The 12,225-nt window shown below is 36.2% G+C and carries 6 protein-coding genes; 4 read left to right on the top strand and 2 right to left on the bottom strand.

Annotated elements, in window-relative coordinates; genetic code table 11:
- Positions 1-17 precede the first annotated feature (17 nt).
- The 4 genes from EKM03_RS14145 to EKM03_RS14130 all read left to right on the top strand — a co-directional run bounded on the left by EKM03_RS14145 (position 18) and on the right by EKM03_RS14130 (position 8,760).
- Positions 18-2,387: a GH92 family glycosyl hydrolase gene (locus EKM03_RS14145; RefSeq protein ID WP_126740644.1), complete on the top strand. Its 2,370-nt coding sequence runs from the start codon at positions 18-20 to the stop codon at positions 2,385-2,387.
- A 19-nt stretch (positions 2,388-2,406) separates the two neighbouring features.
- A complete protein-coding gene (locus EKM03_RS14140; RefSeq protein ID WP_199741569.1) occupies positions 2,407-3,711 on the top strand; it encodes a GH36-type glycosyl hydrolase domain-containing protein in 1,305 nt (434 codons plus the stop codon).
- A 182-nt stretch (positions 3,712-3,893) separates the two neighbouring features.
- Entirely contained in the window at positions 3,894-6,176 is a 2,283-nt protein-coding gene (locus EKM03_RS14135) for a GH92 family glycosyl hydrolase (RefSeq protein ID WP_126740643.1), read from the top strand.
- A gap of 664 nt (positions 6,177-6,840) precedes the next feature.
- Complete coding sequence (locus EKM03_RS14130) at positions 6,841-8,760, top strand: metallophosphoesterase (protein ID WP_126740642.1); 1,920 nt, start codon at positions 6,841-6,843, stop codon at positions 8,758-8,760.
- Positions 8,761-8,828: 68 nt separating this feature from the next.
- On the opposite strand, the gene EKM03_RS14125 is transcribed toward EKM03_RS14130, so the two are convergent.
- Both EKM03_RS14125 and EKM03_RS14120 read right to left on the bottom strand, forming a co-directional pair.
- Entirely contained in the window at positions 8,829-10,628 is a 1,800-nt protein-coding gene (locus EKM03_RS14125; RefSeq protein WP_126455407.1) for an alkaline phosphatase, read from the bottom strand.
- Positions 10,629-10,879: 251 nt separating this feature from the next.
- Complete coding sequence (locus tag EKM03_RS14120) at positions 10,880-12,169, bottom strand: RagB/SusD family nutrient uptake outer membrane protein (protein ID WP_126740641.1); 1,290 nt, start codon at positions 12,167-12,169, stop codon at positions 10,880-10,882.
- Positions 12,170-12,225: the final 56 nt, after the last annotated feature.

The following is a 12,225-nucleotide window of genomic DNA, read 5'->3' as shown; positions in this document are numbered from 1 at the left end:
AATCTGAAACACGAATTATGAAAAAAAATTTAATTGCTTGTATTGTAATTGGCACTGCTATAAACCTAAAATTAATAGCACAAACCAAAATAAATAGCACTATAAAAACTCCAATTGACCAAATACAATGGATCAATTATGTACAACCGAATATAGGTACAGCGCATTCGCGTTGGTTTTTTTATACGCCCGCTGCTATGCCTTTTGGAATGGCAAAATTAGGCCCCTCAACTAATGGGCATTACGGAAATGCTTCCGGTTGGGAAGCCGTTGGATATGATTACCGCCATACTTCCATCGAAGGTTTTGCCGCTTTCCATGAATTTCAAATTGGAGGTATTGTTACTGCTGCAACCGTTGGTGATATTCAAACCGTCCCAGCAAAACTTGAAAATCCTGACCAAGGATATCGATCCCGATTCAATAAAGAAAATGAATTTGCGACTGCAGGTTACTATGCTGTGCTACTTAAAGATTATAATGTAAAAGCTGAATTGACAGCAACGAATAGGGTGGCATTTCAAAAATACACGTTTCCTAAAAGCAGGCAATCAAATCTAATTTTTGACATTGGAAATCAGCAAGGGGAAAGCGGTAAGGTAAAAAAAGCTTTTGTAACGCTCGTCGATCATAATAAAATAGAAGGATATGTAATAACGGAGCCTGAATATGTCAAAGTGTATCAACCAGGAGCTACTGTGAGCATGTTTTTTTCTGCTATAATTAGTAAAAAACCGGATTCATGGGGTACTTTTCGAAACGATACTATCTATGCTGATAATCAAAGTATCGAAGGAGTTGGTGCTGGATTATATCTGGTTTTTGATACCGAAAAAGAAGAGAAAATTGAAATTAAAATGGGATTATCCTATACCTCTATTCAAAATGCAAGACTCAATTTAGCAGCTGAAGCGGCTGAATTAAACTTTGAGCAGGCCAAACAATTGGCAACCCAAACATGGAATGATCAATTAGGACGTATTGCCGTTGAAAGCAAAGACGAAAAGTCAAAGATAAAATTTTATACAGGACTATATCATGCTCTTCTTGGAAGAGGTCTTGCAAGTGATGTAAATGGTCAATATCCTAAAAATGATGGTAGTATTGGACAAATTACTCTGAATAATAAGGGAGTTCCATTACACAATCATTACAATACTGATGCTGTTTGGGGCGCTTTTTGGAATCTCACACAACTCTGGGCTTTAGGCTATCCAGAATATTATTCCGACTTTATAAAAAGTCAATTACTGGTCTATAAGGAAACCGGCTGGCTTGGAGATGGAATAGCTAACAGCCGCTTTGTTTCTGGAGTAGGCACCAATTTTGTCAGCTTAATTATAGCGTCTGCATATTCGTCTGGAATAAGAGATTTTGATATTGATCTCGCCTACGAAGCGGCACTTAAAAATGAAATCACTTGGAAAAATCGACCCGAAGGCGCTGGTAAAATGGACCTCAAACCTTTTGTAAAATCAGGCTACATCAATTTTACAAAAGCTTTTGGAAAAAGTAATGCCAAAGGCTCTGGATTTAGTGCTTCTCACACCTTAGAATATGCCTTTAGCTCATTTGCTGTAGCTCAGATGGCAAAGCAACTGGGCAAAAAAGAGGATTATGATAAGTTAATGAAACAATCTAAATCATGGGAAAATCTATTCGATCCAAAAACACAATTAATTCGTCCTAAAAACAAACAGGGTAAATTCACAGATCCTTTCGACCCCTATGCGCCATGGGAAGGTTTTCAAGAAGGTAATGCAATCCAATATACCTTCTATGTGCCGCATGATCCGGAACGTTTAATTGCTAAGATTGGAAAAGAAACCTTCAATAATAGATTAGACAGCATTTTTACTCTTTCTCGCAAAACAGTATTTGGGGGCGGTAAAGAAATTGATGCTTTTGCAGGAATAAAAACACTATACAATCATGGTAATCAACCCAACCTTCACATTTCATGGCTATTTAATTTCTCTGACAAACCCTATCTTACCCAAAAATGGACCCGTGCTATTTGTGACGAATTTTATGGTACAGAAGGAATCCATGGCTATGGATACGGTCAAGATGAAGATCAGGGTCAATTAGGTGCTTGGTATGTTATGGCTGCTATCGGTTTGTTTGATGTAGGCGGTCTTACAAAGGAAAATCCAGAATTCCAAATTGGAAGTCCCCTATTTGATAAACTAACCATCAACTTGAATCAGGACTACTACAAAGGGAAACAATTCAGTATTGAAACCAGAAATAACAGTAAAAATAATTTCTATCTAAAAAACATAAAATGGAACTGCAAGAAACAATTTAAGGCCGCTATTCCCTTTTCTGAAATAACTAAAGGCGGTATACTGTTACTAGACATGTCTGATAAACCTATTCAATAACGAATCTAATAATATGATTATGAAAACATATTTTCTTTTTTTAATCCTCTCAGCCTTATTCTTTTTATCCTTAACTGTAACAGGACAAAAAGCGGTTATGAAGCCCGAATTAGTGTATAAAATCAAAACAGATACCCGTTTAAAAACAGTATCAGAAAAAGCGCGAAAGCTCGTTTCCTCTGGTTTTAACGCAGGAGATGGTTATTCCGAAGTATGGATTCGGGATTTGAATACTTTTACCGATCTCGCTACTAAAGTCGCCGATAAGGAAAAGCTGAAAGAGGCTCTGCTTACCTTTTTTAAATTCCAGGGAAAAGACGGTAACATCATGGATGGTTATACTGAAATTAAAAATGCCAGTAGTGGTGGTGTTTTTTATTACAGCAAACTCGCACCAGAATTTGCAGCCCACAAAAACACCGTGGAAACAGATCAGGAAACTTCGCTTATTCAGGCTTTATATAAATATGTAAAAGCTACTGGAGACCACTCCATTTTAAAAGAAAAAATTGACAACAGCACTGTAGAAGAACTCATGGGTAAAGCATTAACCTTTTTACTGGAACACCGTTTTGATAAAAAATACGGCTTACTTTGGGGAGCTACAACAGCCGATTGGGGTGACGTTCAACCGGAGCATGATTGGGGTGTAGTTATCGACAGTTCCAGTCATTTTGCAATTGATATTTATGACAATGCCATGTTTGTTATTGCACTAAATAATTATATTGATTTATTAGCCTTTGACATTCAAAAGAAACCTTGGCTTGAAATCAAACAAAAAATAATAAGTAATACTGAAAAACACCTTTGGGACAAAAAAAACAATAAATACAGGACTCATATTTACCTAAAAGACTCTCCCTTCCCTTCTGACTTTGATGAAAATAAAATCTATTATCATGGGGGTACTGCTATTGCAATTGAGGCGGGTTTATTGAACAAAAAACAAGTAAAACAAGCGTTCGCAAAAATGAAAGCGAATATGAAAGCAGCAGGAGCGCAGAGTATAGGACTCACTCTTTATCCCGTTTACCCTAATGGTTTTTTTAAAAATCAAGGAATGAGTGAATATGGTTACCAAAATGGCGGAGACTGGACTTGGTTTGGTGGCCGAATGGTACAACAATTAATTCATTATGGCTTATATGAGGAAGCCTATGAAGCGCTTTCTCCGATGCTGGACAGAGTAATACTACACAAAGGATTCTACAAATGGTGGACTCCTGCAGGAGAACCAAAGGGTTCTGGCCAATTTAGAGGGTCTGCCGGAGTTCTTTGGTCTGCTATTGAGCAATTAAACGCTCAATCCGTCCAAGAATAAAAGAGAACTAATAGTATCCATCTAATTCCCAGCTTGCCTCCTATTCTTCAATAGTTACCCGTACTAAAAATTAATTTTAAATATTGTATCATAGTGAAATTTAAAAACAGAGCTGTAAGTTAGCGATTAATTCGAGCCCTAAAATAAATATTTAAAAAATAACTCTTTAATATTTACAACAAATGAAATACTTCATATTTAGTATTCTCCTACTCCATTTAAATTTAATTAGTGCGCAACAAAATTTAATTAAATATGTAAAACCAATCATTGGATCAGAAAAAATGGGACATACTTATCCTGGGGCAACTGTGCCGTTTGGAGCCGTACAATTAAGTCCCGAAACGGATACCATATCCTATGAATTAAACGGAAAATATAATGGTGATGTTTACAAATATTGCGCAGGATATAAATATGAAGACAAAACCATTGTAGGATTCAGTCACACACACCTGAGTGGAACCGGTCATTCTGATCTTGGCGATTTTTTAGTTATGCCAACACAAGGAAAACTACAACTGAATCCCGGAACGGCATCGGATACAAAAAGTGGGTATCGCTCTGCGTTCTCACATTCTAATGAAATATCCGAAGCTGGTTATTACAAAGTAAAACTGGATGATCATGCTATTATTGCCGAAATGACGGCAACTACCAGAGTAGGAATGCATCAATACACATTTCCAAAATCGGATGAAAGTCACATCATCCTTGACTTAATGGCTGGTATTTATAATTACGATGAAAAAAATGTTTGGACATATATAAGAGTGGTCAATGACTCCCTAATCACAGGTTACCGACAAACAAATGGCTGGGCACGGACTAGAACCGTATATTTTGCAATGTCGTTTTCAAAACCATTTGCCAATTACGGACAAAAAAATTATGACACAAAGCAATCGTATCGTGGTTTTTGGAGAAAATTTGATGAATCAAAAAACTTTCCGGAAATCGCCGGAAAAAAAATACGCATGTATTTTGATTTTAAAACCGAGGAAGCCGAAAAAATTAAAATAAAATTCGCACTGTCCTCGGTTAGTCAAGAAAATGCTTTAGAAAATATGCAATCCGAAATTAAAGATTGGAATTTTGAGAAAGTTAAAACGGATGCTCAAAAATTATGGAATGACGAACTGAACAAGATTAAAATTGAAGCTTCCGAAGACAATAAGATAAACTTCTACACCGCTATGTATCATACTTTTATAAACCCTACGGTTTACACTGACGTAAACGGACAATACAAAGGTTTAGATCAAGACACTCATATAGCCAATGGTTTTACAAATTACAGTACGTTTTCCTTATGGGATACCTATCGGGCATTGCATCCATTTTTTAACATAATTCAACCTTCCCGGAATAATGACATGATAAAGTCAATGATGGCGCATTACAAGCAAAGCGCCTTACACATGCTGCCAATTTGGTCTCATTACTCCAACGATAATTGGTGCATGAGTGGCTATCATAGTGTTTCAGTAATTGCAGATGCGATCATAAAAGGGGTTTATAATGGCGACCCAAACGAAGCGCTGGATGCTTGTGTGGCAACAGCAAAACATCGAAATTATGAAGGCATTGGCACCTATATGGATTTAGGTTTTATACCTGATGAAAAAAGTGGCACTTCAGTTTCAAACACATTAGAATATGCCTATGATGATTGGTGTATAGCTCAATTAGCAAAAAAATTAGATCGACAGGAGATTTATGAAGAGTTTATAAAAAGATCTTCAAATTGGAAAAACAATTTTAATCCAACAACAGGATTTATGCAACCCAAATTAGCAAATGGTACTTTCAAAAGTAATTTTGATGCTATGACAACGCACGGCCAAGGATTCATTGAAGGAAATAGTTGGAATTACAGTTTTTTTGTTCCACATAATCCAACTGAATTGATTGCCAAAATGGGTGGTAAATCCGCATTTTCAGATCGTTTAGATACTTTATTTTCCATGCATTTACCTGATTCATTTTTCGCTGAAACAGAAGACATTACGAGAGAAGGAATAATTGGTGGTTATGTTCACGGAAATGAGCCTGCTCACCACGTAGCCTATTTTTACAATTGGACAAATGAACCTTGGAAAACACAATATCAGGTTAGAAAAATAATGAAAATGCAATATAAACCAACACCTGATGGTTTGGGAGGAAATGATGATTGCGGACAAATGAGTGCTTGGTATATCTTCTCTTCATTAGGGTTTTATCCGGTTGCTCCAGGTTCAACTGAATATGCTATTGGATCCCCTTTGGTAAACAATGCGGTATTGACATTAGAAAATGGGGAAATGTTTATCATAGAGGTGTTAAATCAAAAAGACAAAAATGTTTATGTTCAAAAAATAGTACTAAATGGCAAGCCCTTACCAACTTTGTTTATAAACCACAATGATATTACTGCTGGAGGCAAATTGACTTTTTATATGGGATCTAAACCTAAAAAATAAATCAAAAATTTACATCCCCATTAAAAAGATTAATTTTCTGGTATTTTTCACAGATACAATTGTGTAGCATTGTTTTTAAGTATATTAAACTCGTTAGGTGTAATTAGTTTTTGATGATAATTTTTCGTCAGTTCGAGTGATTTTCTCCCCAAGTCTCGGGAATAAAATCGTATCGAGAACAAGAAAAATTTAATTAAAACGGTTCTTGAGACACGTCACTTCGAGTGAGAAGTGTATCGAGAAGTTTGTACCGTTTTACTACTTAAAAACACACAAACTGATATTTTAATCATTGCATCCAACGGATTATATTAAGATCCTGAACATATAGATGGGGATTTTAAAAAGAAAAAAATTAAGAACAAAATTCATAAATATCTATCTCTTTTTTATGATATGAATGGGTTCTTTTAAAGAGTTCAACTTAGTGGTGAGGATATAGACTTCGAGTCATTACAACAAAAACTGGACAACTGTTTAATAAACGCTTAGCAACACATTAATCGAGAACCCAAACGGCCTAATATCCTCTGCAATTGCTAAAAAACCAACAAAATCTAAAACCTAATCCGAAAAATAACATTCTCTTAAAGGATTTGTATCCTTTTTTGGTTACCCTTGTACCGTTCGATACAACTAAAACCTCAATATATAAAGTTCATCTATGAGTCGTATAATAATATATTTATCCTTTCTGCTTTGTCTTTACTCTACTGTTTCAAAAGGGCAGGCTCCACCCGAGGAATTAAAAATTGCTTTTCTGGCAGATGTTCATTTTCAGGATATATATGGAACCTTACAAGACAGCGATTATAAAGGAATCACCAATCCTAAGAACGGAAAGCATACTTTATTAAGAACGATGGAATCGCAGTTACATTCGACTCGGATTTTTAATGAAAACTATTTTGCGTTTTTCGCAGCCCTAGATGATATTGTACAAAGAGGAATAAAAATCGTGGCGCTTCCGGGTGATTATAGTGATGACGGGCAACCACTTCACATTCGGGGTTTAAGGCAGATCCTTACTGATTATACTAAAAAATATGGGATCCAATTCTTTATCACCACAGGCAATCATGATCCTGCCGGACCTTTTGCTCAGGAATCTGGAAAAAATGATTTTTTGGGCAATCAAGGAAAACGCCAGCCTATTTTTAGTAAAAAAGGATTATATAAACCCAATAGCAATGATGAAAATACGGTAGTAATAACCCAAGATATTGCCAAAATGGGATATCTCGGTATTACAACTGAACTGAAAGATTTTGGTTTTTCCCCAAAAGAAAGCGATTTATTCTGGACCACTCCTTTCTGCAATTATTCATTAGACAATTATACTTATACAAAAGCAACAGAAGCCTCTTCTTTGACTAATAGAACCTATTCCGTAACGCCGGGATATTCCGTGCCTGATGTGAGCTATGTCGTAGAACCCGTTCCGGGACTTTGGTTACTGGCTATTGATGGTAATCTTTATATTCCAAAAAAAGAGGCTGCTGAAAACTCAAAGGACTCCAAAGAGTATTCTGATGCAGGTTTAGGCTACAATAAGGTGCTTTCTCATAAAAAACACCTGATAAAATGGATTGAAAAAATAAACGTAGAGGCTAAAAAGAGAGGGAAAACCCTAATCGCATTCAGCCACTTTCCAATGGTAGAATTTAATGATGATGCTTCCACTGAAATTGAAAAATTAATGGGCAAAGGAAAATGGCAATTAGACCGTGTTCCGAAGGAAGAAGTCGCAGAAACCTTTGCTGATGCCGGATTGAGAATCCATTTTGGCGGACACATGCACATCAACGACACAGGTGTTCGAAAAACTAAAAAAGGAAATACGCTGGTAAACATTCAAACTCCTTCTTTGGCAGCCTACATTCCTGCCTACAAACTGCTCACTGTCAAAGAAAATGAAATCATGGAAATTGAAACGATACCAATCACTGAAGTGCCCCGATTCAATGAACTTTTTGATCTTTATAAAATAGAATATGAATTTTTGAAAAGCCAAAATACCGCAGACCTCTGGAATAAGGACATTTTAGAAACAAAAAACTATCTCGATTTTACCGATTTCCATCTGAAAGAATTGGTCAGATTACGCTTTTTACCAGACGATTGGCCGGAAGAATTTAAAAATTTTATTTTAGAAGTTTCCGCTGAAGAATTGCTCCTACTCGCCAATATAGAATCTACAGCAGATTATAATACCATTATAAACCGCAAGAGCAATTTTAAGGAAGCTTGGAAAAAAGCAGAAAACAAACTAAAGCAACAATTAAAAGAGAATCAGTTCAATCAAAGTGATTTTAAATGGTCTGGTTTAGAGCTGATCACCGACTTTTATCGCATTCGAAGTGCTGATGAATTGGCTATAGCCGAAATTGGTAAAGAAAGAATAAAACAATATCAATTTATTATCGCTTCGTATCTTGACCATCAAAAGGGAAGAAAATTAAATCCTGAAAATCAAACAGCAAAAAATACAATTCTTTTTCTGACCATTCTGAATAAGTTCTTAAACGGATCTCCTTCAGATCATTTTTTTGTTGATTTGAAATCGGGTGTTATTCAAAAATAAAAAAAGAGATACCTTTTATTGATATCTCTTTTCTCTTTAGATTTAATTTTTATGAGAATACAAACAAATTATTTAAGCTCCAATACTTGTTTGATTTTATGAAAAACTTCATTATTTTCATATACACCAGAAAAAATATCCGATTGCGGTCCATAGCTAAATATCGGCACCATAATTCCAGTATGATCATCAGTTGTAAAATCGCCTTCAATCATTTTGTCTTTTAAATTTCCTTGCGGTAGTGTAAACCCCGATGTCTCATGATCTGCGGTGACAATAACCAAAGTGTTGCCGGTTTGATCCGCAAATTTTATAGCCTCGGTTATCGCTTTGTCAAAATCAATTCCTTCCGAAACAATTCCGGGTACATTATTCGCATGACCGTAGGAATCAATCTGAGCGCCTTCAACCATAAGAAAGAACGGTTTATTCTTGGCATTCAAAAATTCCAATCCGTTTTTTGTGGCTTCTGCCAATAAATTTCCACGTCCTTTTAAAACACTGGGAACCGTATTTTCAGAGAAAAAAAGACCAACTTGATTCTTATTACTATTGGCAACATCTGCAATGGAATTTAAAATTGAAAAATCAGTTTTAGAAAAACCAGCAGCGAAATTTCGGCTTCCGCCACCCATAAAAAGTGAAATCTTACTATTTATAAGATCATTTGCGATGGCTGCTGTCATATCGCGCTCTTTTTGGTGCGAATAAAAAGACGCAGGGGTCGCTCCTGTAATATGATCCGTGGTGATTAAACCCGTACTAAAACCCTTTTTGCTAAGGACTTCCATAATGTTTTCAGTAGGAATCCCTAAGGAATCCACTCCAATTGCCCGATTGAAGGTTTTTTTACCAATAGCTAATGCGGTGCCTGCTGCAGCTGAATCGGTGGTAAAATCATCAGAAGATTGCGTTTTTATAAACCCTATCGATTTTAATTGCGTCAGTGTCAATTGGCCACCATTAGCCAAAACAGCACTAGAAATCTGAGCAAGTCCATTCCCGTCGCCTATAAGCAGAATTATATTTTGTATAGGACTGTTTTTCTTGTCAGACAAATAAGTAGGTGTGTAAACCGGCGAATCAATCGTATTGTAAAAAACTCTGCTGTCTAAGGAATTCAAATAGCGTGAACTCTCGTAAGGCATGTCGGTATTTATAAAATCGACTCCGAGATCCTTGAACGTTTTCCATGCGGTTTTAGAATCTGGACAACCCCAAAAACGGAATGGTTTTCCATAACTATGCGCCTTATTGATTGCTTCGGATACCTTTTTGTAATCTTCGGCAGTAAGACGTCCTTTTCCGTTCCAAGATGAAAATTCACTGAAACTTTTGCTGATTATCGCCACCTTTTCCCATTGTTCTTTTTCTGGAATACCAGCAAAACTTTGATAATCAAATTGAATGTAATTAGGGTATTGTGTATATGTTTTTGCTTCTGGTCGGTTTCCAGATATCACAATGGAGAAATTTTTATTGTTTATTACATTAGGGTAATTTTCTAAAACAGCGATCAGTTTTTTTAACGTTGCAACAGACTCGGTTTTAATATCAATCAGTAATTGTATGGGTTGCTGATTTCCCATTTTTAGTGTCATTACTTGTTGCAAAGGATCTAAATACAGCTTTTCAAGGGTACGTTCTTTTTTGATATCGGTCTCGGTATGGCTTACATACAAGTTGTTATCCTTCAAAAAAACATCCGCTTCAATAGAATTCAAACCATTGGCATAAGCGCTCCAAAACGGAATATTTTGTTCATAATCATTATGAGAATGTATTTTATATTTTTGAATGTCTTGTGCCTGAATGAACTGCAAAGAAAACAGCAAGGCCAGAACTGAAATTTTAATAGATTGGGTCATAGTATAAATTGTAAAAAAAGAGTAGTGTTAACTCGTTGGGTTTAATTATTCAAAACATCAGTTCGAGTGTTTTTTGTCGAGTAAAACGGAACAAAAAATGTATCGAGAACCGTATTTAATTATGTAGACCTTTCGGCTGCTATTACAGTTCACCGAAAGGTCTTTAATAAAATTATATTTTATGACGTGATTCAGTAGCTTAGTTTAATTTTCTCCTTTAAAACCATGCTAAAACCACTTTTTTGATCCAATTAATATCCTGCGTTTTGAACTAAATATCCAGGCTTGTCTGAAGCTCCATCAATAGCAGATTGTGGAATTGGAAAAAGACGTTTCTGAACATTACCATCCGTTTTTTCGGTCCAGGTTCCTTCATATTTTCCAAAACGAATCATATCCGTACGTCTGAGCATTTCCCAGTAAAATTCAAATCCACGTTCGCTGTACAAAAGATCGAGTTTCATTGAAGTTAAGGCTGGCGGAACAATTCGGGCTGTTCTTGAAGCTCTTACCAAGTTTACATCGGCTAGTGCTCCACCTGCATCATTTGATTTACGAAGTTTAGCTTCGGCACGCATCATGTACACATCGGCCAAGCGAAGAATAACAATATCGGCATCTCCTCTATTTCTCCCGTTATCCGATTTTTTACTGAACTCATATTTCAATACTCTATACCCACTACTATACCCACTTCCTTCTGCTGTAAAATCTATTTTCTCTGTATGGTTGACTAGTTTTGTTTTATCCGCTCGAGTTATATTTCTCAGTTTGCCAATTTTATATCCAATTCCGTCAGCACAACGAGCAAAGGGTTGCCCATTAGCAGTGGTAAGTAATCCATATTGCTGGCCTCTGATGATCCCGCGATCAATTTCAAAATTAGCTGCCGTAACGCACGAATCCGCAGGTATTATAAGATTCTTTTTAGAAAACCTAGGATCCATTGTTGCGGGATCCTTAGAGCCATAAGCAACGACCCAAGTCTGATAAAAATCAGATGTAATGGCTGGACCGTCAGTTCCATTTGCTTTTACAAATGCGGGAAGCGGAAACCGGTCGCCGGATAAGGAGAAATAAGCCAAACGATTATGACCGTTCAATTCTGCTCGTTGATCAACAGCAAAGATTAACTCTTTGTTGGTATGGTTTTCATCATCAAATATTTCAAAATATTCAGAGGAAAGATTGTACTGTCCGGACTCAATAATTTTAGAAGTATACAAAATAACCTTATCCATGTCCTCTGATTTGAAATCAAAAGTACTTGCATATGGATTCCGATACACTGCAGCATTTAAGTGCAAACGAGATAGAAGTCCCCATACAGCACCTTGCGTAATACGACCGGGTCCTGAAGTTTTAGAAACCTCATTTTCAATAGACAAAAATTCGTTTTTAATATAATCTACCGCTTCAGAACCACGTAAAACAGTAGAAATTTCCGCAGGGTTTTCTTTTACAAAAATTAATCCAAAAAGATCTAAACTCAACATAGAGTAATACGCTCGTAGCCCTTTTGGACATGCTAACTTAGCCATCACATTAAGTTAAGAAATAATCTTAATTTTAGCCTATGAAACAAGTCCGCAAAATT

The sequence above is a fragment of the Flavobacterium sp. GSP6 genome (genome assembly GCF_003984855.1).
GTDB lineage: Bacteria > Bacteroidota > Bacteroidia > Flavobacteriales > Flavobacteriaceae > Flavobacterium.
Note: the sequence above shows the minus strand (reverse complement) of the source record. Positions and strands in the feature narration are given on the sequence as shown.

Bases quoted from the DNA above. Each gene is read 5' to 3' on its own strand.
- EKM03_RS14145 (WP_126740644.1), top strand. From the start codon at position 18: ATGAAAAAAAATTTAATTGCTTGTATTGTAATTGGCACTGCTATAAAC.
- EKM03_RS14140 (WP_199741569.1), top strand. From the start codon at position 2,407: ATGAAAACATATTTTCTTTTTTTAATCCTCTCAGCCTTATTCTTTTTA.
- EKM03_RS14135 (WP_126740643.1), top strand. From the start codon at position 3,894: ATGAAATACTTCATATTTAGTATTCTCCTACTCCATTTAAATTTAATT.
- EKM03_RS14130 (WP_126740642.1), top strand. From the start codon at position 6,841: ATGAGTCGTATAATAATATATTTATCCTTTCTGCTTTGTCTTTACTCT.
- EKM03_RS14125 (WP_126455407.1), bottom strand. From the start codon at position 10,628: ATGACCCAATCTATTAAAATTTCAGTTCTGGCCTTGCTGTTTTCTTTG.
- EKM03_RS14120 (WP_126740641.1), bottom strand. From the start codon at position 12,169: ATGGCTAAGTTAGCATGTCCAAAAGGGCTACGAGCGTATTACTCTATG.